Origin of the sequence: Sphingomonas psychrolutea, assembly GCF_014636175.1 — a bacterium.
In the GTDB taxonomy this organism is placed as follows: domain Bacteria; phylum Pseudomonadota; class Alphaproteobacteria; order Sphingomonadales; family Sphingomonadaceae; genus Sphingomonas; species Sphingomonas psychrolutea.
The window spans coordinates 68,402-94,244 of the sequence record NZ_BMDW01000015.1 but is presented as its reverse complement, the minus strand read 5'-3'; the positions used below and the strand labels follow the sequence as shown (position 1 = coordinate 94,244).

27 protein-coding genes and 1 tRNA gene are annotated in these 25,843 nt (G+C 65.0%); 15 read left to right on the top strand and 13 right to left on the bottom strand.

Annotated elements, in window-relative coordinates; translation table 11 throughout:
- Positions 1–159: 159 nt before the first annotated feature.
- From IEV62_RS12690 to IEV62_RS12665, 6 genes are all read left to right on the top strand, one after another.
- Positions 160–1,062 (top strand): hypothetical protein, encoded by a 903-nt coding sequence (locus IEV62_RS12690; RefSeq protein ID WP_188448021.1) that lies wholly within the window; start codon positions 160–162, stop codon positions 1,060–1,062.
- Positions 1,063–1,214: 152 nt separating this feature from the next.
- Positions 1,215–1,994 (top strand): phosphoribosylaminoimidazolesuccinocarboxamide synthase, encoded by a 780-nt coding sequence (purC, locus tag IEV62_RS12685; protein WP_176496575.1) that lies wholly within the window; start codon positions 1,215–1,217, stop codon positions 1,992–1,994.
- A 79-nt stretch (positions 1,995–2,073) separates the two neighbouring features.
- A complete protein-coding gene (gene purS / locus IEV62_RS12680) occupies positions 2,074–2,304 on the top strand; it encodes a phosphoribosylformylglycinamidine synthase subunit PurS (RefSeq protein WP_188448019.1) in 231 nt (76 codons plus the stop codon).
- Positions 2,301–2,969 carry a phosphoribosylformylglycinamidine synthase subunit PurQ gene (purQ, locus tag IEV62_RS12675; RefSeq protein ID WP_188448017.1) on the top strand — a complete coding sequence of 223 codons (669 nt, stop codon included), beginning with the start codon at positions 2,301–2,303 and terminating at the stop codon, positions 2,967–2,969. Before purS ends, purQ begins: the two co-directional genes overlap by 4 nt.
- A gap of 16 nt (positions 2,970–2,985) precedes the next feature.
- The gene (locus tag IEV62_RS12670) at positions 2,986–3,267 is read left to right on the top strand and encodes a type II toxin-antitoxin system Phd/YefM family antitoxin (RefSeq protein WP_188448015.1); all 282 of its coding nucleotides are present in this window, start codon (positions 2,986–2,988) and stop codon (positions 3,265–3,267) included.
- Positions 3,267–3,710 carry a PIN domain-containing protein gene (locus IEV62_RS12665; protein ID WP_188448014.1) on the top strand — a complete coding sequence of 148 codons (444 nt, stop codon included), beginning with the start codon at positions 3,267–3,269 and terminating at the stop codon, positions 3,708–3,710. The genes IEV62_RS12670 and IEV62_RS12665 overlap by 1 nt, the downstream gene beginning before the upstream one ends.
- On the opposite strand, the gene IEV62_RS12660 is transcribed toward IEV62_RS12665, so the two are convergent.
- Positions 3,707–4,471, bottom strand: coding sequence for a queuosine precursor transporter (locus IEV62_RS12660; RefSeq protein ID WP_188448012.1), 765 nt, complete (start codon positions 4,469–4,471; stop codon positions 3,707–3,709). The genes IEV62_RS12665 and IEV62_RS12660 overlap by 4 nt on opposite strands.
- An 82-nt stretch (positions 4,472–4,553) precedes the next feature.
- Between IEV62_RS12660 and IEV62_RS12655 the strand changes: the two genes are divergently transcribed.
- A tRNA-Arg gene (locus IEV62_RS12655) sits at positions 4,554–4,630 on the top strand.
- 21 nt (positions 4,631–4,651) lie between these two features.
- Here IEV62_RS12655 and IEV62_RS12650 read toward each other — a convergent pair.
- Together IEV62_RS12650 and IEV62_RS12645 are read right to left on the bottom strand one after the other, a co-directional pair.
- Positions 4,652–4,933 (bottom strand): DUF427 domain-containing protein, encoded by a 282-nt coding sequence (locus tag IEV62_RS12650; RefSeq protein WP_188448010.1) that lies wholly within the window; start codon positions 4,931–4,933, stop codon positions 4,652–4,654.
- A gap of 11 nt (positions 4,934–4,944) precedes the next feature.
- Positions 4,945–5,292, bottom strand: coding sequence for an ArsC family reductase (locus IEV62_RS12645; protein ID WP_188448008.1), 348 nt, complete (start codon positions 5,290–5,292; stop codon positions 4,945–4,947).
- Between the two features lie 141 nt (positions 5,293–5,433).
- On the opposite strand from IEV62_RS12645, the gene IEV62_RS12640 reads away from it, so the two are divergent.
- The 3 genes from IEV62_RS12640 (at position 5,434) to IEV62_RS12630 (ending at position 8,953) form a co-directional block, all read left to right on the top strand.
- Positions 5,434–5,802, top strand: coding sequence for a YciI family protein (locus IEV62_RS12640; RefSeq protein WP_188448006.1), 369 nt, complete (start codon positions 5,434–5,436; stop codon positions 5,800–5,802).
- Positions 5,718–7,076 carry an RNA polymerase sigma factor gene (locus IEV62_RS12635; protein WP_229733105.1) on the top strand — a complete coding sequence of 453 codons (1,359 nt, stop codon included), beginning with the start codon at positions 5,718–5,720 and terminating at the stop codon, positions 7,074–7,076. The genes IEV62_RS12640 and IEV62_RS12635 overlap by 85 nt, the downstream gene beginning before the upstream one ends.
- Before the next feature lie 86 nt (positions 7,077–7,162).
- Positions 7,163–8,953, top strand: a complete 1,791-nt coding sequence (locus IEV62_RS12630; RefSeq protein ID WP_188448004.1) for a hypothetical protein — start codon at positions 7,163–7,165, stop codon at positions 8,951–8,953.
- Here IEV62_RS12630 and IEV62_RS12625 read toward each other — a convergent pair.
- The 7 genes from IEV62_RS12625 to IEV62_RS12595 form a co-directional block, all read right to left on the bottom strand.
- On the bottom strand, positions 8,881–10,482 hold the full coding sequence (locus IEV62_RS12625; protein ID WP_188448002.1) for an FAD-binding protein: 1,602 nt from the start codon (positions 10,480–10,482) through the stop codon (positions 8,881–8,883). The genes IEV62_RS12630 and IEV62_RS12625 overlap by 73 nt on opposite strands.
- 83 nt (positions 10,483–10,565) lie before the next feature.
- A complete protein-coding gene (locus IEV62_RS12620) occupies positions 10,566–11,435 on the bottom strand; it encodes an RDD family protein (RefSeq protein ID WP_188448000.1) in 870 nt (289 codons plus the stop codon).
- A complete protein-coding gene (locus IEV62_RS12615) occupies positions 11,416–12,438 on the bottom strand; it encodes a stage II sporulation protein M (RefSeq protein WP_188447998.1) in 1,023 nt (340 codons plus the stop codon). Before IEV62_RS12615 ends, IEV62_RS12620 begins: the two co-directional genes overlap by 20 nt.
- Complete coding sequence (locus IEV62_RS12610; RefSeq protein WP_188447996.1) at positions 12,438–13,748, bottom strand: DUF58 domain-containing protein; 1,311 nt, start codon at positions 13,746–13,748, stop codon at positions 12,438–12,440. The genes IEV62_RS12615 and IEV62_RS12610 overlap by 1 nt, the downstream gene beginning before the upstream one ends.
- A gap of 148 nt (positions 13,749–13,896) precedes the next feature.
- Positions 13,897–14,853 carry an AAA family ATPase gene (locus tag IEV62_RS12605; protein WP_188447994.1) on the bottom strand — a complete coding sequence of 319 codons (957 nt, stop codon included), beginning with the start codon at positions 14,851–14,853 and terminating at the stop codon, positions 13,897–13,899.
- Positions 14,850–16,070 (bottom strand): DUF4350 domain-containing protein, encoded by a 1,221-nt coding sequence (locus IEV62_RS12600; protein WP_188447992.1) that lies wholly within the window; start codon positions 16,068–16,070, stop codon positions 14,850–14,852. The genes IEV62_RS12605 and IEV62_RS12600 overlap by 4 nt, the downstream gene beginning before the upstream one ends.
- Positions 16,067–16,771 (bottom strand): DUF4129 domain-containing protein, encoded by a 705-nt coding sequence (locus tag IEV62_RS12595; protein WP_229733102.1) that lies wholly within the window; start codon positions 16,769–16,771, stop codon positions 16,067–16,069. The genes IEV62_RS12600 and IEV62_RS12595 overlap by 4 nt, the downstream gene beginning before the upstream one ends.
- Positions 16,772–16,907: 136 nt before the next feature.
- Between IEV62_RS12595 and IEV62_RS12590 the strand changes: the two genes are divergently transcribed.
- From IEV62_RS12590 to IEV62_RS12580, 3 genes are all read left to right on the top strand, one after another.
- Complete coding sequence (locus tag IEV62_RS12590; RefSeq protein ID WP_188447990.1) at positions 16,908–17,705, top strand: hypothetical protein; 798 nt, start codon at positions 16,908–16,910, stop codon at positions 17,703–17,705.
- Between the two features lie 101 nt (positions 17,706–17,806).
- Positions 17,807–18,292, top strand: coding sequence for a DUF2141 domain-containing protein (locus tag IEV62_RS12585; RefSeq protein WP_188447988.1), 486 nt, complete (start codon positions 17,807–17,809; stop codon positions 18,290–18,292).
- Positions 18,289–20,883, top strand: coding sequence for an MMPL family transporter (locus IEV62_RS12580; protein ID WP_188447986.1), 2,595 nt, complete (start codon positions 18,289–18,291; stop codon positions 20,881–20,883). The genes IEV62_RS12585 and IEV62_RS12580 overlap by 4 nt, the downstream gene beginning before the upstream one ends.
- Here IEV62_RS12580 and IEV62_RS12575 read toward each other — a convergent pair.
- The gene (locus tag IEV62_RS12575) at positions 20,880–21,836 is read right to left on the bottom strand and encodes an MlaA family lipoprotein (RefSeq protein WP_188447984.1); all 957 of its coding nucleotides are present in this window, start codon (positions 21,834–21,836) and stop codon (positions 20,880–20,882) included. The genes IEV62_RS12580 and IEV62_RS12575 overlap by 4 nt on opposite strands.
- Before the next feature lie 4 nt (positions 21,837–21,840).
- Positions 21,841–22,455, bottom strand: a complete 615-nt coding sequence (locus IEV62_RS12570; RefSeq protein WP_188447982.1) for an ABC transporter substrate-binding protein — start codon at positions 22,453–22,455, stop codon at positions 21,841–21,843.
- Between the two features lie 240 nt (positions 22,456–22,695).
- Here IEV62_RS12570 and ispH point away from each other — a divergent pair, with 240 nt between their 5' ends.
- Positions 22,696–23,709: a 4-hydroxy-3-methylbut-2-enyl diphosphate reductase gene (ispH, locus tag IEV62_RS12565; protein WP_188447980.1), complete on the top strand. Its 1,014-nt coding sequence runs from the start codon at positions 22,696–22,698 to the stop codon at positions 23,707–23,709.
- 8 nt (positions 23,710–23,717) lie between these two features.
- Entirely contained in the window at positions 23,718–24,863 is a 1,146-nt protein-coding gene (gene hpnH, locus IEV62_RS12560) for an adenosyl-hopene transferase HpnH (protein ID WP_188447978.1), read from the top strand.
- Here hpnH and IEV62_RS12555 read toward each other — a convergent pair.
- The gene (locus tag IEV62_RS12555) at positions 24,836–25,768 is read right to left on the bottom strand and encodes a LysR family transcriptional regulator (protein ID WP_188447977.1); all 933 of its coding nucleotides are present in this window, start codon (positions 25,766–25,768) and stop codon (positions 24,836–24,838) included. The two genes, hpnH and IEV62_RS12555, sit on opposite strands and share 28 nt — an antisense overlap.
- Positions 25,769–25,843: the final 75 nt, after the last annotated feature.

Here is a 25,843-nt window from a genome sequence, read left to right as displayed (position 1 = left end):
TTCCACATCGGTTCTTCCAGATCAGGTGTCGCAACCCTCTGGAATCATACCGGAGCTCGATCGTCCACTATCATTACGCCGCCGTTTCGAGACAGCCTCTAAGCAGCAGTGCACGCGTTAACCAAAACTGCTATGGCCGGTTTCGGGGGGAGATCGATTATGCGACTCTTGGGTGCTCTCGCGGCCTTGCTGCTGTTGGGCGGATGCGATTCGGCGAACCTCACCGGAGCGCAGGCTGGCGGCAAGGCGACCGCCGCCAATGCGGCGATCCACGCCGCCGATGGCAGCTTCGATTATCGCTACGCCTTTCGCTTGCCCGCCAGCCGCATTGAAGCCGTGCAGGAAAGCCACGCGCGCGGCTGTGATCAGCTCGGCCCTGCGCGCTGTCACATCACCGCGATGCGGTACACCGTCGGGCAGGATAACACGATCACCGCCGTGCTGACGCTGACACTCGATCCGGCGATCGCGCGCGCCTTCGGCCGTGCTGCCGCGGTGACCGTCACCAACGCGCGCGGCACGATGACCGATGCCGATGTCGCGGGCGTCGAGACGACCGCAGGCGGGCGCGGCGACGGCGTGCTCGCAAAATTGCAGCAGGCGTTGGCGACCGCCGACGCGCGCGTCCGTGCCGCGGCCACGCCCGAGCAAAAGGCGCAGGCGAGCAGCAAGGCCGAGCGGTTCCGCAATGCGATCGCGACGATCGGCGAGGTCGACGCGGCAGCCGGAAGCTCGGCCGCCACCGCGCCCGTAATTTTTACCTACACATCCAGCAGCGGCATCCCCGGGATCGGTGCATCGCCTGAGGCGACACTGGCCAGCGCGGGCGACACGTTCCTCTCCTCGCTCGCGGGGCTGCTGGTGGTGCTCGCCGGGATCGGGCCGTGGCTCGTGCTACTGCTCGGCGGCGCGCTCGGCCTGCGCTGGCTGCTCGCCCGGACCGAGAACACTGCGCCCCCCGTCCTGCCGCGCGCCCCGGCGCCCGACGCCGAATCGAATCGCAACGTTGTGCAGCGCTGGTTCCAGCGCGACGAGACGCGGGAACACGAACCGGCCGAATGACGCCGCGCGCGGGCCCTCACGCCCAACGGTACACATCGCCCCAAGCTGATTGCACCCCCCTTCCGCTTCCGATATAGCCAAGAGCTTAGCGCCCCGGCCCGCGTTTTCCCCGCGTCGCCGGGGCCACTCGTTTTCTAAGGGTATCTGCACACATGGCACGTCGCCGCCAGATTTACGAAGGCAAGGCCAAGATCCTCTATGAGGGTCCCGAGCCGGGTACTTTGATCCAATATTTCAAGGACGATGCGACTGCCTTCAACGCCCAGAAAAAGGGCACGATCAGCGGCAAGGGCGTGCTCAACAACCGGATTTCCGAGCATATCTTCACGCTGCTCGGGCTGATCGGCGTGCCGACGCACTTCATCCGCCGCCTCAACATGCGCGAGCAGTTGATCCGCCAGGTCGAGATCATCCCGATCGAAGTCGTCGTCCGCAACGTCGCGGCGGGATCGATCTCGACTCGACTCGGCATCGAGGAAGGCACGCAGCTGCCGCGCACGATCATCGAATATTATTATAAGGACGATGCGCTCGGCGATCCGATGATCACCGATGAACATATCGCCGCGTTCGGCTGGGCGGGGCAGGAGGAGATGCACGACATCGCCGACCTCGCCATTCGCGTGAACGATTTCCTTTGCGGCCTGTTCGCCGGGATCGGGATTCGGCTGATCGACTTCAAGCTCGAATTCGGGCGCGTCTGGGACAATGACTATCCGCGCATCATCCTCGCCGACGAGATCAGCCCCGATGGCTGCCGCCTGTGGGACATGCAGACCAACGAAAAGCTCGACAAGGATCGCTTCCGCCGCGATCTCGGCGGTGAGGTCGAGGCGTATCAGGAAGTCGCCCGGCGTCTGGGCTTGCTTCCCGAAGGTGCCGACGGCGCGGTCCTCGACCTAGAAAAGCATCGGCTGAGCAAGGGAAAATGACGCGGGCGGTTGCGGGGGCGGTTGCGAGCGGGGCCGCACGCGGCCATAGCGCGCGCAACACTGGATTTAGGATACGCCCATGAAGCTCCGCATCTTCGTCACGCTGAAGCCCGGCGTGCTCGATCCGCAGGGCCGCGCGATCCACAAGGCGCTGGGTGGCCTTGGCTTTGCCGGCGTCAATGATGTGCGCGCGGGCAAGCTGATCGAACTTGATGTCGCCGATGACGTCAGCGACGCGCAAATCGACGCGATGTGCCGCAAGCTGCTCGCCAACACCGTGATCGAGAATTACCGGGTGGAACGGGCGTGAAAACCGCCGTCATCGTCTTTCCCGGCTCGAATTGCGACCGCGACATTGCGGTGGCGCTCCGCGACGTGAGCGGGACCGCGCCGACGATGGTATGGCATGCCGACACCGCGCTGCCCGACGGCGTTGGGCTGATCGCGCTGCCCGGCGGCTTCTCCTATGGCGATTATCTCCGCTCGGGCGCAATCGGCGCGCGTTCGCCGATTATGGCAGCAGTGACCGCGGCAGCGGAGCGCGGCGTGGCGGTGCTCGGCATTTGCAACGGTTTCCAGATCCTTACTGAAGCAGGACTGCTGCCGGGCGCTCTGATGCGCAACGCCGGGCTCGATTTCGTCTGCCGCGACGTCCCGCTCACGGTCGAGAATGCGCAGAGTGCCTTCACCAGCCGCTACGGCGCGGGCGAACGCATCGTTATCCCGGTCGCGCATCACGACGGCAATTACGCTGCCGACGAAGCGACGCTCGACTGGCTCGAAGGCGAAGGCCGCGTCGCGTTCCGCTATGCAACTTCGGTCAACGGATCGGCCCGCAACATCGCCGGCATCCTCAACGCCGCCGGCAATGTCCTAGGCCTCATGCCCCACCCCGAACGCCGGATCGAAACGGCGGCGCATGGCGGCAATGACGGGCGGCGGATGTTCGAGGGGCTGTTCGAGCTGGTTGCCTGATCGCCGGATTGTCGATATGTTCCATCTGTTGCAACAAGTGGAACGACCGATGGGTATCATGACCGTTCGAGAACTCAACGCTAACGTCTCGCAAGCGATCGCGCGCGTCGAAAAGGGCGAGACGCTCGACATCAGCAAGCACGGCAAAATTGTTGCGGAGATGCGCCCGAAGCGCCCCGTGCGCGACGCGGCGTGGCACGACCGTTACGACCGCATGCTCGCTTTGATGGAAAAGGGTGCAGATCTGGGCGGCGGCCCCTTAACGATGGAAGATCGTTACGGTGACGCCCGGTTGTAATGCTCACGCTCGATACAAACGTTCTGTTCTACGCCTTCGATAGCAGCGAACCGGCAAAACGCCGGATCGCCGCCGATATTTTCCTTCGCCTTCAAGCGCTTGATGTCGTCATCACAACGCAGGTATTAGGCGAATTCATCAATGCCGTAAGCCGCAAAAACCCCGCTGTGAAAGCGGATGCCATCGCGTTGGTCGAGAGTTGGTCAAGCTTGTTTTCGGTCGTCGACACGAAAAGCGCCCATCTGTTGACTGCCGCTCGGCTGGCGGATCGTTACAAATTGCAATTCTGGGACAGTCTGATCATCGCTGTCGCAAGATCGTCCGATGTCGAGGTAATGCTGACAGAAGACATGCAGGACGGCGCGACGATCGACGGGATGACGCTGCTAAACCCCTTCAACCCCGCCAATCGCGCTGCGCTCGATGCGCTGCTCGCGCCCTAAACCCGCGCCTTGAACGGCGAAAAATCGGTCCCGCGGTCATACACGTCGACGCCCTCGCGCCGTTTCAGGAAGTTGACGACGGCATAGGTAACGGGGGTCAGCAGCACCTCCCACGACACTTTCAGCACGAACTGGCTCAGCATCACCGCGCCGATCTGTGCGGCGGGCCAATCGGTCATCCCGTAAAAGGCGAGCGGATAGAAGATCAGGCTGTCGAACCCCTGCGCCACCACCGTGCTCCCGACGGTGCGCGTCCACAGCATCCGGCCGTTGGTCAGGATTTTCAATTTGGCGAGGACGAAGCTGTTGGCAAACTCGCCGACCCAGAAGGCCGTGATAGAGGCGAGGATGATGCGCAAACCCGTCGCCGCCTCGGGGCTGACGAAAATCGATTTACCGAAGACATATTCGTACGAGGCTTGCCCGGTCCACCCCGATGCAGGGGGCAGCGCTACGACGACCTGCTCCATGAAGGCCATAAAGATCAGCCCGGCAAACCCAGCCCAAACGCACCGCCGTGCGCGGGCATAGCCATAAACTTCGGTGAGGATATCGCCGATCAGATAGCTGAGCGGGAAAAACAGGATCCCCGCCCCGAACGGCCACGCCCCGATGAAGGGCAAATCGACGACCGCGGGCTTCCCCGCCCCGATCACGTTCGACAACAGCAGGATGACGACGAATGCCACCATCACGAAGTCGTAATAGCGGAATTCGCGGCCCGCGGTCTCGCGTGCGTCGATCGTCTGCAAGCCGTCCATAATGCCCCTGTTTCGCTACTCGGGGGCAAGTATGAAGCCGGTTTCGCCGCTCCGCAATCCGCGCTAAAGACCGTATTGGTGTGCGCCCGTAGCTCAGTTGGATAGAGCAAGGAGCTTCTACCTCCTCGGTCGGGGGTTCGACTCCCTCCGGGCGCACCATTTCCCCAAATGTTCAGGCAGTTACGCTACGGTAACGCCCTTCCAGAACGCAAAGCGATCCTTGATCTCGGCCGCCTTCGGCTTGGGGTCGGGATAGTACCAGGCGGCATCGGGGTTGCGCTTGCCGTCGACGACGATCGTCTTGTAGCTTGCCTCGCCCTTCCACCGGCAATGCGAATGCGTCGGGCTTGGCTCGAAATACTCGGCCACGATGCTGTCGGCGGGGAAATAGTGATTGCCCTCGACGATCACGGTGTCGTCGGACTGGGCGATGACGGTGCCGTTCCAAGTTGCTGTCGGCATGATCGAGTCTCCTAGCGGTTGAAGGCAGACAGATAGGTATCCGGCTTGAACCCTGCCAGCAGCACATCGCCCGATTCGAGCACGGGGCGTTTGATCGTCGAGGGGTTGGCCAACATGATCGCGATCGCCGTGTCGGTGTTGAGATCGGCCTTGTCGGCATCGGGCAGCGCGCGAAAGGTCGTGCCGGCGCGGTTGAGCAGCACTTCCCACCCGAGCCGATCGACCCAGCCGCGCAGCGCCGCCGCATCGACCCCGGCCTTTTTATAATCGTGGAAGGCATAGTCGATACCCTGCGCGGCGAGCCACGTTCGCGCCTTTTTGACCGTGTCGCAATTGGGGATGCCGTATAGAATCGTCATGCGGGTGCTCCTGCGTTTCTCCGCGCTCGCTTACTACCTCCCACAAAAATTTCATGCACGTGTCGAAATCGTGGGCGCTCGAATGTCATGGCGCTGGGCAGCCCTTTTCGACACACTCAACCCGAGAGAAAGAGACCGACCATGCAATACATGATCCTAATGTGCGAACCCGAATCCGAATCCGGCAAGCGCAACGATCCCGTCCATGCCGATGCCTATTGGGGCGGCTGGAACGCCTTTATCGGCGCGATGGCGCAGGCCGGGATTATCGTCAACGGTGATGGCCTCCAACTCCCGCATACCGCCACGACGGTGCGCGTCCGCGACGGAAAGCGCACCGTCGAGGACGGCCCGTTCGCCGATACCAAGGAACAGCTTGGCGGCTATTTCATCATCGAGGTGGCCGATCTCGATACCGCGCTCGAATGGGCAGCGCGCTCGCCAGCGGCCTCGTCTGGGTCGGTCGAAGTGCGACCGGTGATGCCACCACCGGCTTCCGCGGCGGCGTGATGGGGGAGGACGCGCGCCGCGCCGCCGAGGTGGCGGCGCGCGTTTCCTACGGACGATTGCTCGCTTTGCTGGTGGCATGGTCGCGCGATATTGCCGGGGCCGAAGACGCGCTTGCGGAGGCGTTTGCGACGGCGCTCGCGACATGGCCCGAAAGCGGCGTCCCGGCCAATCCCGATGGCTGGCTGATGACCGCGGCGCGCAACCGGTTGCGCAATGCCTATCGTCACGCGGCTGTGACGGAGGCCGCAATGCCCGAGCTTGAGCGCCGCTTCAATCCCGCGACCGAGCAAGCGGCCGCCTTCCCCGACGAGCGACTGAAACTGCTGTTCGTCTGCGCGCATCCCGCGATCGACCCGGCGATCCGCACCCCGCTAATGCTGCAGACGGTGCTTGGTCTAGACGCCGGACGCATCGCCAGCGCCTTCCTGGTCGCACCTTCCACCATGGGCCAGCGGCTCGTCCGCGCGAAAGCCAAGATCCGCGACTCTGGCCTTCGCTTCGAACCGCCAAGCGGCGAGGACCTGCCCGATCGGCTCAGCGACGTCCTGAATGCGATTTATGCTGCTTATGGTACCGGCTGGGACGATGTTCCGGGCGCAACGGTCGGTACGCAGGACCTGTCGCACGAAGCCCTCTATCTCGGGCGCTTGCTGGTCGAGCTGATGCCTGACGAGCCCGAGGCGCGCGGGTTGCTGGCGCTGATGCTTTATTGCGAGGCACGCCGCACCGCGCGACGCGACGCCGCGGGCCGCTTCGTCCCCTTACGCGACCAGAATGCCGCGCTTTGGTCGCGCGACCATATCATCGAAGCCGAGAGTTTGTTGACAACGGCGGCGCAGGCGGCGCGCTTCGGGCGGTTCCAGTGCGAAGCGGCACTGCAATCGGTGCATATCCAGCGGCCAATAACCGGCCGCGCTCATCACCAAGCGCTCCGGACGCTTTACGACCTGCTGGCCACGCACGCGCCTAGCCTCGGCGTGCTGGTCGGGCGTGCCGCCGCAACACTCGACGCCGGCGATCCGGCAGCCGCCCTGCGGCAACTCGACGCGCTGCCTGCTTCGACGGCTGTCCGGTATCAGCCCTATTGGGTCACACGCGCGCACGTCCTCCACGCGGCATCGCGCGCTGCGGATGCACAAGACGCACTGCAAACCGCGATCGGCTTGACCGAGGACGATGCCGTGCGCGGCTATCTGCGCGGCGTGGCAGCAGCATGGCAGGCGGAGCATCGCGCTGCGGACACCGAAGCGCCGACGCGGCACCCGCGCGCCTGATCTGCCCCTTGCGAGACGGCATGGATGCGCCCAAGTTCCCATCAGGGCGTCAGAAAATGCCGACGCGGGGTCGAAGGGACGGAGTGATGGGGGACTGGCCTTCGCACGATGGCGCGCGACATCGCTTGCGCCTGCTTGGGTCATTCGGTTTTTTCGCGCCCGATGGCACGCGGCTGCCGATCACCAGCCGCAAGAGTATCGCGCTGCTCGCTTTGGTCGCGCTAGCGCGCTCGGGCGAGCGTTCGCGGACGTGGCTGCAATCGCAACTATGGGGTTCGCGTGAGCCCGATCAGGCGCGCGCAAGCTTGCGGCGCGAACTTTCCAATTTACGCCTCGCGATCAACCCATCGCAGGGGGCTCCGCTCCTGATTGCGGACTCGCGGCGCGTGCGACTCGATCTTGCGCGGCTCGATATCGATGTTCGCGAGCTGAACGCCAATGTCGCCAATGCCCGGCGCGCCTCGCTCACCGATCCCGGTGCCTTGCTCGAAGGGCTCGACGTGCCGGGTGAGGAAGGATTTGAGGATTGGCTGCGCGAACAGCGCCAGCATGTCGCCGGGCTGATCGCGCAGCTCCAGATTCAGGATTGGGAGCGCGTCTCGCTCGCCGATCCGGCGGACGACTCAGCGAATGGCAGTGCCACGCCGTCAGGACGAAAACCGTCGGTCGGGGTGGTCGCCTTCACGCTGCGCACGAGCGATCAGGACGACCGCGCGATTGCGGACGGGATGACCGACGAGATCGGCGATGCTCTGTCGCGATTTTCGACGCTGTTTGTGGCACTGGCGGGTCCGCGGCCCGAACGACCGGTGGATCATAGCGCGCTGTGCCGCGAACTCGGCGTGCGCTATCTGCTCGAGGGCAGCATCGCGCGGGACGGCGACACGATTGGAATCCAGGTTCGGCTGACCGACGGCGTGGTGCGCGAGCAAATCTGGGCGCAGCGCTTCGAGGCGACGCTTGCCGAGCTGTTCGCGGTCCAGTCAGAGATCGCGCAAACGGTTGCGCAGCAGATCGATTCTTCGGTCGAAATCGCCGAACGCACCAGGGCGGTCACGCAGCGCGTGACGACTCCCGACGCCTATCACCTCTACTGGCGCGCCAACGCGCTGTTTCGACAATGGGAGCGGGGTTCCATGTTGGAAGCGATCGCAACCGCGCAGCAAGTACTCGAGCTCGAGCCGCACAATGCATGGGCGAGCGCGCTTGCTGCTTTCTGTCATTCGATCGTCTTTACCTTCGGCTGGGCGGATGACCCCGACGCTACTCGCGCTGCTGCCCTCAGCCATTACGAACATTGCCTGCGCCATGGCGAAAGCGATCCCTTCGTGCTCGGCTATGCGGCCGGTGCGCTGATCGGGGTCGGCGGCGATGTCGAGATTGCTGACCAGTTGATCGAGCGTGCGCTGGCGATTCACCCGGCCTCGGGCGCGAGCCTGTTCTGGGGCGGCTGGGTCGATCTCGCCTGTAGCAAGCCCGCGCGCGCGATCGTGCGGTTCGAATCGGCGCTCCGCATGAACCCGCGCTCGGCGGTACGGCCGCTGGCGATGACCGGGATCGGGATCGGACAGCTCGTGCTCGGCGACCTGGGGGCTGCGCGCTCCGCACTCCGCGATGCGGTGCAATATATGCCCCATTCCCCCGTCACGCTCGCGGGTTTGATCCTGGTCTACGCACTGGATGGAGATCACGCGGGGGCAGCGCCGTTCGTCGCGCGGCTGGACGCCCTGGGCGGCGGACAAGCGGTCCGCGCGGCGATCCGCGATCCGGGATTGCGCGCAACGCTCGACGCGATCCTGGCGCGTTACGCCAAGCCCCAGGCCGACAAAGCATCGCTGCGGATCGTTTCGCGCATGGCAGGCGACAACAGCCGGTAACGCGCCGCCCGCCAGCGCCCGGCGCGCGTGGTGGGATCGGCGGGCGACCCGAAATCGCGCGCGACGCGCGTGCTGGTGATAACGCCCTGCTTCCCCCAATGCTGGCTGAACGGGATCGCCGTACGCTCAAGCGCCAGCGCGACGTTACGCGCAGCATCCGAGCTGTTGAGCGTGCGCAGACCGTCCATGTTGATCACGACGCTATCGTCGAAGCGCGTGAACGCCATCAGCCCCGCCGCCTTCGTCACGAAGCGCAGCGTGAACACTTGATGGCCGCCGCCATTGCTGTGAAACGCATCGAGCATGGTCTTGAGCGTCGTCGTCAAATGCTGGCGCTCGATCGCATAGGCCGCATTGTACAATTCGATGTCCCAGCCGAGAATTTCCTGGCGGACGTGCGGCCCGTTGGCCTTCCCCCACGTCATCCGACGGGGCACCGTACCGGCTGCGGGTTCCGGATGAAACTCCTGCGCGACCAGCCACGCGACGGCTTGCGGCAATGGCAGCAACAAGTCCTGCTCGGGCTGGGCAGACAGCGCCTTGGCAAGCAGATTGAGTGTTTCATGCGCAGCTTCGACCACCGACGCGCCGTTGGCCGCCAAGCTGCGCGTTATGCTGCGATCGGGTTCGCGTTTATAGAACAAGGTTATCAGAGCATTGTGCGCCGCGCCGCGATAGCCCGCATACGGATGGAACGGGTCGAGGATTACCTCGATATAATAGGGTTCCTCACGGCTGGGCGCCCATACTTCGCGCGCAAAGGCGGCAAAATCGCCTTTTTCAAGCAGACCGATCGACGCCGCGGTCAGCGGGTGTTTTACGCGTACGACATCGACGACATAGCCCGGTGCTGCTTCTATCAGCACGGCGTTGATGATGCCCAGACCACCGAGATGCACGAGCGCGGCATCGAACAGATCGGGTTCGAGCACGACATGATTGGCCAGAGCCGCTGCGGTCGCGCTGGCCAGCCACGGCATCGGCCCGCGCTCGATCCACCACGATTCGCCCGGACCGGTGACGATGTGGACCCCGCGGACATGATTCTGGAAGCCGCCATAGCGCAGCACTGATCCGTGCACTCCGGTGCCGAGCATGCCCCCGACCGTTTGCCCGTCATGCGCGCCCGTGGTGATCAGCGACAGATCGGGTTCCAGAAACGCGTTGAGTTCGTGGATCGTCGTCCCTCCGTGGACCAACACCATCCGGTCGCGGTGCACCGCCGCCGGGCCAAGATCGGCCGCATCGACCTGCCAGATATGCTGCGCGAGGCCCGTGTGGAGCAGGAAGCCGTTATTCTTGGTGATGTCGCTGAACGACCAGGCCGAGCCGAGTGCGGTGAGCGGCAGCTTCTGCCGCGCCGCACTTGCAAGCACGAAGCCGAACTGCGCCGCAGTCTGGCGCAAAGCGGCGATCGCGCCGAGCGGGGCACCATTTGGAACGAGCTTGGCCGTGTCGACTTGGCTTCGGTCCTGCGTCCGGTGGTAGTTGCGCCAATGAGGCGTCTTCGACCAATTGAGTGCTGGCACGCGGAGGGTCCTTCGCAAGGCTTATGCAGAACCTTGCCGCCTGACTGTCCTAAATCCGTGAAAACCGTGCCGCGCAGAACTTTTCAGGCGAATTTGTCCGCGCGGCGGCGCCCTACCATCAAACCCCGTTCCAACCGCACGCACAATGCCGCATAATAATCGCTCAGAAATCCCCTGTCGTCAGCGTCATCGGCGATCCCGGCCTTGCGGCGGATCGTCGCGGCGACGGTAGCGATCGCATCCTCGCGCCCGCTGCGCAGCACCTCTTCGAGCGTTTGCAGTTCGTATACGCCGTACAGGCTGAGTGCCGCTTCGCTGAACACGCGGCGTTCGCGCGCGACCGAAATCGCCAAGTCGGAGCCAAGTTCGCCGCGCACCGTCCGCACCACCCACGTGCCCGCCAACACATCGCCGATCCGCAACCGGTCGCGATTGAACAGCGGAAAGAACAGAAAAATCCCGCTCCAGCACAACGCAAAGATCGTCAGGAAACTGTCGGCCAGCCCTTGCGCCGTTTGGGCAGCGAGGAAACTAAGCGGCAGGAACACCTCGATCTCGCGCATCGCGTTGCGCGTGATCACCGCGCCCCCGGTCAACCGCGCCCCGTCGCGTGCGACGACGCGCAGGCCCATGATCCGCTTTCCCGGCGTCGCGCCGCGACCGCCCATTTCAAACAGAGTGAACCAGCCATTCCGCAACACGAAAAAGCCGATCAGCCACAATATTCCAAAGGCGGTCTCCTTGCTCGCCACGAGCAGCAAGGCGATCACGATCGTGGCGATGATCAGCAGAATCAACATCGCCAGCGCATCGAGCATGAACGCCGCCGCGCGCACCCCCGCCCCGCCGAGTTCGATCTGCAAATCGACCCCCTCGGGCGTGACGAAGCTCCGCCGCAGCGACGGCGGGCCCTTGGGCCGCTTGCTGTCGCGGTTACGCCGGAACCACGCCATTGCGGCTCCTCGGCAAATAGAAATAGAGCAACCAAGCCCCCAGCATCGTCAGCCCGATGCCATAGCGGCTGAGATCGTCGAGCACGGTCTGCCGCCCGATCCCCTCGAGCAACCCGGCGACCGCCAGCATGACCACCGCCCCGCCCATCGCGGTCGCACCGGTCCTACCCGCCTGCACCGCCGAATCGCTGCGCGCCTGGCGACCGGGGAAGGCGATCGCGGTGCCGATCCGGAATCCGGCCGCACCTGCGATGATGATCGCAAACAATTCGGTCGTGCCATGGATCATGATCCAGCCGGTAAAATTATACCCCAACCCCTTGGGCACGAACACGGCCATGAATGCACCGAGCATCAGCCCGTTATAGACAATCAGCAAGACGGTCGGCACGGCGAAGGCAAAACCCAGCGCAAAGGCAAAAATCGCAATCTGGGCATTATGCGTGAAGAGATAGGCGGCAAAGGTGGCCAGCATGTCGGAATGCTTGCCGTATAGCGTCTGGCGCAGCGTTTCGACCGACGCGGACGGATCGCGGCCCTGTGCCATGCCATCGCCGACGATGCCGAAAAACCAGCTCGGATCGCCGCGCACCAGCACATAGCCGACGATCGCGGCCGCAACCGTCAGCAGAGACGCAACCAGCGTCTCGCGCCACAGCGCTTGCATCGCGGCGGGCCAGCTATGCACGAAAAAGCGCCCCAATTGGCTGAGCGCCGAGGTCGGCACGCCGTAAAGCTGGAAATAAGCGCGCGTGCAGAGCTGCTCAAGATACACCACCAGCGACCGGTCGAGCGACGTCTCGCGCGCCACCGACAGCGACGACAAGGCCGAGCGATACAGCAGCGGCAACGCCAGCAAATCGTCATCGTTCAGCGCCCGAATCGAGCGCTTCTCGATTCGGCTGACCAGCCGTTCGAGCCGCTCCCATTCGGCCGCATGCGCGGCGCGAAAGCGGCTGGCATTGACCAGCATCGGCTGGGCCGGGGCAAGCGCCGTGGCCATTACAGCAAATTCCTCCGCTTGAGATCGACATAGCCCTGCACCAGCCGCTCACCGACGCGGTCATGCTCGCTTTCGATCACATGCACGCCGAGATGCTGCAGCCGCGTCAACACCAGCTTACGATCGCGCAGCAATGCAGCGGCGGTGACGGCGCGCGTCACATCCTCGCTCGTCGCAGGGGCGCGGTCGGCGATACGCTCGACCTCCTCGTCGCGCAGCACCACCACCAGCAGCAGATGGGTGTTCACGATGCGGGCAGCGGCGCGGACCATGAAGTCCGCCGAGGTAAGATCGGTGAATTCGGTGAACAACACGATCATCGAGCGCCGCGTCAGCCGCGTCGCGAGCGTGGTCAGCGCGAAGGTATAATTGGTTTCTTCGCCGCTATACTCGATCTGCGCGGCAAGGCGCTGCAAGCTGGCAAAAGCGGGCACGCCCGACACCAAACCGCTGGCAATGCGCGGCCGCGAATCGAAGGCGTGGAGCGCGACTCGATCACCCAGCTTGAGCGCGATCCACGCCGTCAGCAGCATCGCCGACACGGCGCGATCGACCCGCGGCAAGCCCGCGACCGGCTCCGACATTTGCCGCCCGGCATCGACCGCGAAGACGATCTGGTTGTTGCGCTCGCTGCGAAACTCCTTGGCGTGCAGCTTCATGTGCCGCGCCGACTGCTTCCAGTCGAGCCCGCGGCGGTCCATCCCTGAGCGAAATTCGACCAGCGCATCGAAATCGGTGCCATCGCCCCGGTCGATTTGCGTCAGCAGCCCTTGCAGCGCGTGGCGCTGGAAAATCTGCGCGCCCTGTTCGTGGACCATGCGAATGTCAGGCAGAATCGGCAACGCGGCGTCGGCCGGGATCGTGCGCTGATGCCACGCCAATCCAAGGCTCCCGCGCCAGCGCAGCCACAGCGTCTCGATCCGCGCCGTCCCGCGCCGGAGCGTCGTCATCGGCAGCAGCACCGCGCCACGCCCGCCCGCCAGCGCGACCCAGGCGCGCCCATCATTCTCGACCTCGAGCAACGGACTCGCGCCGATCGCGACTTCGGCGCTGGCGGGCGGACGCGCGCCTTCTATCACGACGCTCAAGGTCGCCTCGATCGTCGCACCGACCGCGGCACTCGATGGCAGCGCGAGCGTGACCGTACCGGCCCGCAACCCGTTCAGCGCATCGAACAGCGTTAACGCCAGCACCGCGACCGGCCAGGCAAGCCCGACGAACCAACGATCGGGCAATGCCACGGCCACCAGCAAAGCAAACGGCGCGCCCGCCGCCGCCGCCAGCACCGCCATGCGCGTGGGGTAGATCATGCCCGCAGACGCTTCCCCGGCGAAGGCCGGGGCCAAGCTGCGAGACGGTCATTGTCGGATGCTGCGCTACCCAAAAAAAGACATCGCAACTGGGCCCCGGCCTTCGCCGGGGAAGCGGATAAGCTGGGGAGCGAAACCGAAAAACCTCTCACCGCGGCGCTTCGATCGTTTCGATGATGCTCGTCACCACATCCTCGATCGCGCGACCATCGATTTCGGCGGCGGGCGACAGGATCAGCCGGTGGCGCAGCAACGCGGGCGCAAGCGCCTTCACATCGTCGGGAATCACAAAATCGCGCCCGTCGAGCGCCGCGCGGGCGCGTGCCGCCCCCGCCAGCATCGCGCCCGCACGCGGGCTCGCGCCGCTTTCCAGATCGGCGACATCGCGCGTGCCGCGGATCAGCGCGGCGATATAGTCGATCACTTCATCGACCAACCGGACCTGCGCGACGGCAGCGATCGCTTCGCCGATCACGCTCGCATTGGCGATCACCTCCACGCCCCATTCTTCGGGCGCCATTGCATTGCCGTGCGACCCGTGCGCGGCGATGATGCGGCGTTCCTCCGAGGCGCTCGGATAATCGACCGTCTGCTTGAACAGGAAGCGGTCGAGCTGCGCCTCGGGCAGTGGATAGACGCCTTGCTGTTCGATCGGGTTCTGCGTCGCCACCACCATGAAGCGCGCGCCGAGCGCGAGGCTTTCACCGTCGATCGTCACGGTGCGCTCCTGCATCGCCTCGAGCAATGCCGCTTGCGTCTTTGGCGGGGTGCGGTTGATTTCGTCGGCGAGCAGCAGATCGGTGAAAATCGGCCCGCGCGTCAGCGTGAAGGTGCTCGTCTGAAAGTTGAACAGGTTCGCGCCGATAATGTCGCCCGGCATCAGATCGGGGGTGAACTGGATCCGCCCGAAATCGAGCCCGATCACGCGCGCAAAACTGCGCGCGAGCAGCGTCTTGGCGGTGCCCGGCGGGCCTTCGAGCAGCACGTGCCCCCCGGCAAACAAGGCGACGAGCAGAATGTCGACCGTTGCCTCCTGCCCGACCACAGCTTTGCCGATCTCGGCGCGGATATCCTCGGCGAGCGCCTTGACGTCTTCTACTGTCACCGTGACTTCTCCCATAACCAGTGGTGCAGCGCTTGCGCCGCTTGCAACATCGCGCGCGGATCAGTGGCGACCCGTGCTTGTTCGGCCAGTTCGGAAAAGCGCGCGCGCCCACCCAACCGGTCGAGATAGGCGTCATACGCCTGATCACGCAGCCGCGACGGCACGCCCAACACGGTCCGCGCCCGCTCGCGCACCAGATCGAGATAGCGCGGGCCGAGCGCGCCGTGCCGCCCGGCTTTTCGCACCAGCGCGGCGGTATTGTCGATCAGCGCGGTCTTGCCGAACGCGATCGCGCGCGCGCGCCGCTGAGTCACACCGAAGCGCGCGGTCGCCTGAATCCCCGCCAGCAGCACCGCGATTGCGATCGCCAGCGTCATCGCGAGAAACGGCGGATCGAACGCCAGTTTCAACGGGCTGGGGCCATGGCCGAAGCCGTTGAGCGTCACGTCGAAAGCAATCGATTTCGCGCCCGTCGCATTGAGGAAATCGAGCAGATCCAGCGCGGCGCGCGCTTGGCCCGCATCGCGCATCCCGATGTTCGACAGCAAATCGGGATCGGCCAGCACGTAGAAAGGATGTTCACCAATCTGGGCGAGCACGATGTGCCCCTGATCGTCGGTGATGAGCGGCGTCAGGTCCGGACCCGAAATCGTCTGGACCGGCTTGGGTCCACGAAAACGAATGGTGGCCGGCATCCACGAAACGCCGAGCAGCGGCCGCCCGCCGCTCGAATAGCGCCGCGTCTTCAACACGTTTTTGGGGGCGAGCACGCCATCGGGCTCCGACGTGCTTTTCAGATCCACGAAACGGACCCAGCCCGGATGAAATTGATCCGCCGCGGTTTCCCATTTCGGCAGGATCACCAGCGTCGGCTTGCCCTGCCGGACCTCAATCATCTTGGTCATGTCGGTCGCGGCCGCCTCGGGCGTCAGCACGACGAGATCTTCGGTAGCGAGCTTGCGCGGGTCGCGGACGATCTGCGGGTTATGTCCCGTCGCTTCGGCCAGCCGCACGATCCCGCTATAGCCGATCGCGGCGTTCGACAGCGCATGCGCGCCGCCATTGCGGCCCGATCGCAAATCGGGCGCATAGGCCCCAAGCACGAGCATGCCGACAAAGGTCAATATGCCGACCGCGACCAGAATCGCGACGGTCCGAGTCGTGAAAGCGCCCCCGGCGCGCGCGCCCGATGGCGCTCCGATCGCGACGTCGCTCATGCGCGCCACGTCCCCGGCAACGCGAAATCAGAATATGCGGCGCGCGCGCCGGTCCAGTCGACGGCATCAACCGGGCGCCCACCGAACAGGCTGCGCTCGACCAGCCGCGCGATCCCGGCGAACAAATCGCGCGCGGACGGCGGAAGCGCGTCGGACGCGCTCAGCTCGCGGCTGGTCAGTGCGGGACGCACCAGTCTCGGCCGGCGCCGGGCGATGTCCTCGATCGACCGGAACAGCAAATGGTGCACCGCCTCGGCATAGCGCCCCGCCGCCGCCATCGCATCGGCCTCACGCAGCCATTCGCGCACCGGCGCCGCGTCGGGGGACCACGCTTCCTCGTCCACCACAACCGCCGTCGCGCGCAGCCGGATACGGCGCGGCAAGCGCCATTCGCCATAGCGGATGCGCTGATACACCCCCCACGCAACCAGCGCGACAACCACCGCCAGCACGCTCCACAGGAAAATGCGCGCATACGGCCAGTGCGGGAAAAAGCTGTCGATCCACGCGAAGAAACGCCCGACCGGCTCGAACACCCGCTCAAGCCATTTCAAGAACGGTTCGAGCCAAGTCGGCGGCTGCGGCGGCGGCGGCGCGCGCCGCAACGTGAACTGCACGGTGGGATCGGCCTTCAACGCGGCATGGGCAGCGGCAAACCGGTCGGTAGCGGTTGCCACCTGCTGCGCTGTCGCCCCGCTCACCTTGAATTCCCCCGTAGCATGCATCGCTACCTGACTGAGATTAAAGCAAGTCCGCGCCCGCGCAATTGGCAAAATGCGCTGGACAGCGGCGAAGCGCACCGGCAGACCGTTATGCCAGAGACCAAGGGGACTTAGCATGGCCAGTATCGCAGAAATGTCGGATCGTCGCATGTCGATTGGCCGCGTGTTCAGCCGCGCCTTCGGAACAATCGGCGCGCAGCCGGTGCTGATGTTCGGAATCGCGTTCCTGTTCGGCGCGCTGCCCGGCCTGCTGGTAAATCTCGCCGTACGAGCTTCCAGAATCACGCAAGCCACGCCGCTCAGCCCGACCAGCATCGCGCTGTCGGTGGGCGTTGGGGTGCTCGCGATCGCCTTCTCGATCCTCGCACAGGGTGCGCTGGTGCGCGTGACTGTCGCCTATAGCGACGGCGAATCGGTGGCGTTCGGTGACGCAGCCCTCGCCGGATTGCGCAAGATTGTGCCGTTGTTCGTCCTGGTCCTGCTGATGGCGATCGCGATCGGCTTCGCATCGCTGCTGCTGCTTGTCCCGGGGATGATTCTCTATGTCGTGTGGTCGGTCGCCGCGCCGGTGCTGGTGGCGGAGAATACGGGGATCTTCCGCGCGTTGGGGCGAAGTGCCGAACTGACCAAGGGCGCGCGCTGGAGCATTTTTGGCCTCCAGTTGATCCTGCTCTTAGTGCTGTACGCCATCATCGCGGTCGCTGGGATCGTCGCCATTTTCGCGGTTGGCGGCGTACAGAATTTGGCTGCCGCACAGGCGGCAGGTCCGGGCAGCCTTTCGACGATCCTGTCGGCGGCGTTCAACACCGTGTCGATCACCTTTGCCGCCGCGATCCAGACCGCGCTATATGTCGAACTGCGCGATTGGAAGGACGGTCCTGCGACGGCCGCGCTGGGCGAGATTTTCGGCTGAGGCGTCGCGGCTTAATCCGGCGTTCAGCAGCAATCCGCAAAAGCGCGCGGCCTTGCGGCCATGGTTCCATTCCGGCCCTAACCTGGTTTAAAGGGCCCGTCATGATTCGTTTCGCTCCCGGTACGCGCGTCTGCGCGGCGACGCTCCTCCTGGCCACGCTGCCGCTGTGCCCGGTGTCGGCCGGTCAATCGAGCGGCGTGCTGCACGTCGCGGTCGATAATGTGCGCGATCGCACCGGCCGCGTGCATGTCGATTTGTGCACGCAAAAGCAGTTCCTGAACGATTGCCCGGTCGCCGCCGATGCCCCGGCGCATATCGGCCAATCGACTGTTACGCTGACCGGGCTCAAGCCGGGCCGCTATGCCGCGCAGGTGTTTTATGACCAGAATGGCAATGGCAAGGTCGATCGCGCGCTGTTCGGCATTCCCAAGGAAGGGGTCGGCTTCTCCAACGACGCCAAGATCCGCCTCGGTCCGCCCAAGTGGGAAGAGGCCTATTTCGATTATGACGGGCAAGAGCGCACGATTCGGTTGCGGTTGCGCTACTTCTCGGGCCCGGATGCACCGACGGCAACTGCCGCACGGTGATCGCACGCGCGCTCCAACAGCTCGTCGCGCTCGGCGTGCGGCGGCCCTTTGCGGTGCTGGCCGCGTGCCTCGCACTCGTGGCAGGGGCAACGCTGTTCGCCGCTAGCCACTTTGCGATGACCACCGATACCGCCGCGCTGATCTCGCCCGAGATCGAGTGGCGCAAGAATGAGAAAGCGGTCGAAACCGCCTTCCCGCAGCTTCGCGACGTGTTGCTGGTGGTGGTCGACGGCAAGACGCCCGAACTGGCCGAAGCGGCGACGGTGAAGCTCTCCGCCGCCCTCGCCGTCGACGCCGCGCATTTCCGCAGCGTCCAGCGCCCCGATGGCGGCGCTTTCTTCGATCGTGAAGGGCTGCTGTTCGGATCGCCCGCCGAAGTCCGCGCATCGACCAAGGCATTGATCGACGCGCAGCCGCTGCTCGGTCCGCTGGCGAGCGACCCGTCGCTGCGCGGCGTGGCCAATGCCTTCGCGACGATGCTGACCGGGGTCGAGCGCGGTGACATTCCGCTGTCGCGGATCGATCGCCCGATGCGCGCGATGGCCGATGCGCTTGATGCCTCGGCGCAAGGCAAGCCGGCCTATTTCTCCTGGCAGGACCTGTTCGCCGAACCCGGCGCCAGCACCGCTCCCCCGCGCCGCCGCCTGATCCTCGCGCAGCCCAAGCTCGATTATGGCGCGCTACAGCCGGGCGAGGATGCGGTCGCGGCGATTGCCGCGCAGGCGAAGACACTCGGCCTCGACGCGGCGCACGGCATCACGGTGCGCACGACCGGCGAAGTCCCGCTCGCCGACGAGGAATTCGCGACGCTTGAGGAGAATATCGGCTTTGTCGGGCTGGTGATGGCCGCCGCAATGCTGGTGACGCTTTGGTTCGCCACGCGCTCGGCGAAGATCGTCGCGGCGATCGTGGGGACGATCGTCGCGGGGCTTGTGCTGACGACCGCACTCGGGCTGGCTGCAGTCGGCGCGCTCAACCTAATTTCGGTCGCCTTCATCCCGCTGTTCGTCGGGCTCGGCGTCGATTTCGGGATCCAGATCGCGGTGCGCTTCAATGCCGAACGGCTCGATGGGGCGGAGACCGGCGAGGCGTTCGAGCGCGCGGCGGTCGCACTCGGCGCGCCGCTCGCGCTCGCGGCGGGGGCGGTGTTCCTCGGCTTCGGGGCGTTCCTGCCGACCGATTATATCGGGATCGCGGAGCTTGGCATCATCGCTGGCCTCGGCATGATCGTCGCGCTGGTCGCTAGCGTCACCGTGCTTCCGGCGATGCTGATGCTGCTCAAACCCGGTGCGCCGCGCCGCGAGGTGGGTTTCAGCGAAGCGGCACCGCTCGATCGCTGGCTAGGGACGCATCGCAAAGCCGTGCTGTGGGCGTTCGGTCTGTCGATGGCGGGCAGCATCGCCTTGCTGCCACTCGTCCAGTTCGATTTCAACCCGCTGCATTTGCGCGCGAAGGACGGCCCGGCGATGATCGCACTGATGGATTTGATGCGCGATCCGCTGCGCACCCCGAACACGATCAACGTGCTGACCGCGAACCCGGAGGCCGCGCGCGTGCTGACCGCAAAGCTCTCGGCGCTGCCCGAGGTCGCCGAGGCGGTGTCGGTCGACAGCTTCGTGCCCGCCGATCAGGACGCCAAGCTGGCAGTCGTGCAGGACGCAGCGCTTTTGCTCGACGCGACGGTCAACCCGTTCGACCTGACCCCGCCGCCGAGCGATGCTGCCAATGGGGCGGCGTTTGCGCGCGTGGCGGAAAAGCTTCGGGCGGCCGCAGCACAAGGGACCGATCCGGCGGCGCGGAGTGCGCTCCGCCTCGCTGTCGCTTTCGATCGGTTGGCAAAATTCGCTCCGGCTGAACGCGACAAGGCGACTTTGCTACTCGTCACCCCGCTCGGCACCATGCTCGACCAGATCCGTTCGGCGTTGCAAGCCGAGGCAGTCACGCGCGAGACGCTGCCGCCCGAAATCGCTGGAAACTGGGTGGCCAAGGACGGCCGCGCGCTTGTGCAGGTCTTTCCCAAAGGTGATAGCAACGACAATGTCGTGCTGCGCCGCTTCACCAAGGCCGTCCGCGTCGTCGCGCCGACCGCCAGTGGCCTGCCCGTCGCGACGCAGGAGGCGGCAGGCACCGTCGCCTGGGCCTTCGTCGAAGCTGGTATCCTCGCACTTGCGCTCGTTAGCGGTCTGCTCTTCCTCGTGCTCCGCGACGCGAAGGAGGTCGCGTTTACGCTGGCCCCGGTCGTGCTGTCGGGGTTCCTGACTTTGGGTAGTTGCGTCTTGATCGGGCAACCAATCAACTTCGCCAACATCATCGCCTTTCCGTTGCTGTTCGGCGTCGGCGTCGCGTTCCACATCTATTTCGTGATGGCATGGCGCGCGGGCGCGACCGACTTGCTGCAATCGAGTCTCGCCCGCGCCGTCCTGTTTAGCGCGCTTGCGACCGGCAGCGCGTTTGGTAGCCTGTGGCTGTCGCAGCATCCCGGCACCGCGAGCATGGGCAAGATCCTGATGATCTCGCTCGCCTGGACGTTGGTGTGCGCGTTGATCTTCGAACCCGCCCTGCTCGGCCCGCCGCGCGCGAAGAAAGCTTAGGGCGCGGGCGGCGCAGGAGCGGCTTCGGGCGACGGAGCAGCCTCGGCCGGCGGCGGCGCCGGATCGACCGGAAAATCATCGGCCGGTGCGGGCGCGGTCTGCGCCGGACCCGCCGCCGGATCGGTCAACGGGTCGTCGAGCGGGTTGGCCGCCTTGGGCGTATCGCTGCGGCGCGCATCTGCAATCGACGCCGCCCGATCCTGCAGATAGGCTGACCGCAGCGTCGCATAGGGATCGATCGCACTGCCCAGCAACGCCTTCAACGCATCATCCGATTCGGCGCGCAAATCGAGGCCCGTCAGCGCACCTTGCGCGACGCGATATTCCGCGCGACCGAACGGCGTATCAATCGTGTAGGGCAGCACCTGCCCCTGCGCGAATCCGGCGGTAAAGTCGCGCAGCGTGCTCGGTCCAACCAGTGGCAGAAAGATATAAGGCCCCGGCCCGACCCCGTAGCGGCCAAGCGTATCGCCAAAGCTATTGTCGTGGTGTGGCAGCCGGAAATCCCGCGTCTTGGCCACGTCGAGCACGCCGCCGATGCCGACGGTCGAATTGATCAGGAAACGCCCGAACGTCTTCACTGCGCGCTTGGGCTTCAGCTGGAGCATGTCATTCGCGAACACCAAAGGCTCGCCGATATTGGAGAAGAAATGCCGGATGCCCTTGCGCACCACCTTCGGCACGATCTTCTTATACGCCATCGACACTGGTCGAAAGAAAATGCGGTCGAGCACTTGGTGGACCGAAAACATCGCCCGGTTGAAACCCTCGAGCGAATCGCCCTTGGCATGGCGACGCCTGGTTCTGGCAGCCGGCTCGGCAGCCATCGCCGCTGGCGGCTGCGCCTGCGCGGCGACCGCGGCCGGCGCTCGCACAACCTCTTGCCCCGCCGCCGGGACACTCGTCAGCGCGATCGTCAGCGCCAGGGCAACGCTCCCCCCCCGGGTCCGCATAGCGTTAGCGTCCAGTTTTCGCGGCAAGCGCGTCGAGGTGTGAGATCAGTGCCTTCGCCCCACCCTTGGCAAAGATGCTCTCGAAATCGGCCCGCCGTGTCGCCAGCTGGCTGATCGCGTTGCGATAATAGACATCGACGATCCGCCATTTGCCGCCGCTCTGGCGCAAGCGATAGCCGATCGCGACGCTGTCGTCCTTCGGCGCGGACAGCGTGGTGCGCACCAGCTTGTCCGCCCCGCGCGTTTCGATCTTGGGGTCGATCGTAAAGCTCTGGCCGGAATAGCTGCTGAAATTTGCCGCATATTGCGCCACCGTCAGACGCCGCATCCCCGCCACAAGCGCCGTCTGATCGGCCGGCGCAACCTTCACCCAATCCGGCCCGACCGACAGCCGCGTGATCAAACCGATGTCGAAGGTCTGGTCGACCACCGGGCCGATCTTCGCCGCGCGACCGGCCGCACCAAGGCCGCTTCCACCCTTCATGATCGCCAGCAAGCCATCGTCGAGTATTTGCACGGGTGCGCGAGCCGGATCGGCCTGTGCCAGCGCCGGGCCAGCGACCGAAAGCGCGACCACGGAGAGGCCCGCGCGCATGGAAATACGACTGCGAAACGTCATCGAAAGCTCCTTTGCGATATTCGGCGATGCCCTTCTTTCTTCGGCAGGGCGGTATCACCGCGGTCGCGATAGCACAAACCGCTGTCGCGCCGATGAACCAAGCGTCGTCTCCGGTTAAGAGCCGAGGCGACGGATGCGGGCGCGGAGAGGACGCGTTTTCGCGCTTCCTTTATGTTGCGATGCGGCTAGAATAACTATCCGGGAGGCATAGGTGACGTTCGCACCGCCACGCTGTAAAGCATGGCGCGGTGTCGGCGGCATTCGAGCGGACGGAAGGGACTTTGCTTGCAAGTAATTCTGGCCAACCCGCGCGGTTTTTGCGCCGGGGTCGTTCGCGCGATCGAGATCGTCGAGCGCGCGATCGATCGCTATGGCGCGCCGGTCTATGTCCGGCACGAAATCGTCCATAACCGCCACGTCGTCGATACGCTGCGCGCAAAGGGTGCGGTGTTCGTCGAAGAATTGTCCGACGTGCCCGATGGCGCGATGACGGTGTTCAGCGCGCACGGCGTTGCCCGCACGGTCGAAGAGGAAGCGCGCGCGCGCGGCTTGCCCGTGTTCGACGCCACCTGCCCACTGGTCACGAAGGTCCATCTTCAGGGACGCCGCTATGCCAAGGCGGGGCGCACGCTGGTGATGATCGGGCATGAGGGCCATGCCGAAGTTGTCGGTACGCGCGGCCAAGTCGACGCGCCGGTCCTGCTCGTCTCGACCGAGGCCGATGTTGCCGCACTCGACCTGCCCGACGATGCCCCAGTCGCTTATATCACACAAACGACGCTGAGCGTGGACGACACCAAAGGCGTGATCGCGGCGCTCGCCAGGCGCTTCGTCAATCTGGTGGGGCCCGACGTGTCGGAGATTTGCTACGCCACGCAAAACCGCCAGAGCGCGGTGCGCGACCTGTGCAAGGTTGCCGATCTGCTGCTGGTCGTCGGATCGGAAAACAGCTCGAACTCGAGCCGGCTGCGCGATCTCGGCGCAGATGAAGGTTTGCCGAGCTACCTCGTCGCCGATGGCAATGCGATCGATCCGGCCTGGTTCGAAGGCATATTGCGCGTCGGCCTGACGGCGGGGGCCTCGGCCCCTGACGAACTGGTCGACAGCGTCATCGATGCGTTACGCAAGCTCGGTCCGGTTGAAGTGACCCAACTCGACGGCGTCGAGGAATCGCTCGAATTCGGGCTGCCGCGTGAATTGCGCGGGGCCCCGGCGAAAGCTGCCTCTACCAAATTCGCCACGATCGGCGCATAGGAACAGCCATGACGCTCCCCCTCGCCCCGCTCATGCGCATTGGCGCCTACACGCTCAAGAACCATATCAAGGGCGGCAAATACCCGCTCGTGCTGATGCTGGAACCGCTGCTGCGCTGCAATCTTGCCTGCCCCGGCTGCGGCAAGATTGATTATCCCGACGCGATCCTCAACCAGCGGCTCAGCTATGAGCAGTGCATGGAGGCGATCGACGAATGCGGCGCACCCGCCGTGTCGATCGCGGGCGGGGAGCCCTTGCTCCACCGCGACATGCCGCGAATCGTTCAGGGCTATCTCGCGAAAAAGAAATTCGTGATCTTCTGTACCAATGCGCTGCTGCTCAAGAAGAAGATCGACGATTACAAGCCGTCGCCGTTCTTCACCTGGTCGATCCATCTCGACGGCGATCAGGGCATGCACGATCACGCGGTCGATCAGGACGGCACCTACGATGTCGCGATCGAGGCGATCGAGTTGGCGAAGTCCAAGGGCTTCCGCGTCCAGGTCAATTGCACCGTGTTCGACGGTGCCTCGTCCGAGCGGCTGGCCAGCTTCTTCGATGAAATGGAAAAGCGCGGCGTCGAAATCACCATCTCGCCCGGCTATTCCTACGAACGCGCCGCCGATCAGGAGCATTTTCTGACGCGCGAGCGGACCAAGAACTTCTTCCGCGACGTGTTCAAGCGCGGCGACGGCGCGCGTGCCTGGACCTTCACCAATTCGCCGCTGTTCCTCGATTTCCTGGCGGGCAACCAGACCTATGAATGCACGCCGTGGTCGATGCCCCTGCGCACCGTCTTCGGCTGGCAGAAGCCATGCTACCTCGTCGGCGAAGGCTATGTACCGACCTTCGCCGAACTGATGGAGGGGACCGATTGGGACCAATATGGCGTCGGCAAATATGAGAAATGTTCGAATTGCATGGTTCATTGCGGGTTCGAGGGCACGGCGGCGGCGGATGCTGTGCGCAATCCGCTCAAAATGTTCACCGTCGGCCGTCGCGGCATCCGCACCGAAGGCCCAATGGCACCGGATATCGACTTGAGCCACGCCCGCCCGGCCGAGGACGTCCATTCGACGCATGTCGAGGCCGAACTTGCCAAGATCAAGGCAGCGGACCCGGACGGCTATAAGCGGACACAGCGCGCGGCTTGACGCTCCTGCGTGACGCTTTGCAGCATCGCGCGGAACCAGGTGAGCAGCGGATCGCTGCCGCGATACGTCGCCCAGACCGCGACGACGCCCAGCCGGTCATGTGCCAAAGGCGGCGCGATCAGACGCAGCGCGAGCGGCCCGGCGACGCTCTGGGCAAAGGCGTGCGAAATCGTCGTGACGGCATCGGTGCGCGCGACGATCTCCGCCGCCGCACGGAAGGTCGGGACGATTGCGGCGATCGGCCGCTCGATCGCTGCCGCTGCCAGTTCAGCATCCATATCCGACGCGCGGTCGCCGAGCAGCGACACGATAACGCTGGGATACGCGCCATAGTTCGCGATCGGCCACACGCCGCCACACGGATGACCGGCACGCACGACAACCGATAACGCGTCTTCCATCAACGGCTCCGACGCCGCGCCGCGCGGTAACGGCGTCGTATCGAGCGCGAGCGTCAGATCGACAGCGCCGCTGAGCATCCGTTCGGGCAGGCCCGCGCTGATCGGCACCCATTCGACGATCACCCCCGGTGCCGCCGCCGCCACGCGCACGACCAGTGGCGCCAGCAGGAGCGTCGCTTGCGCATCGGTCATCGCCAGCCGCAGCGTGCGGCGCTCGGCCGCAGGATCGAACGCCGGCTCGCTAAGCAATCCACGCAAGTCGGTCAGCATCGCCGCGAGCGGCTGGCGGAGCGCTTCGGCGCGCGGCGACAGCATTTGCCCACCCGGCGCACGCACCAGCAACGGATCGTCGAGCAAGTGCCGCAGCCGCCCGAGCGCGCGGCTCATCGCCGGCTGGCTCAGCCCGACTTCCGCCCCCGCGCGCGTCGCATTGCGGTGGCGCAAAAGGGCTTCCAGCACCGGCAGCAAGTTCAGATCGATCGCACGAAGATGTTTCTCAAGCATGATTGCTATGATGATCTTGCATTTCACACATAGTCAAGCCGGGCCTATCTGTTTGGGCGTCACAAGGAGACAGAC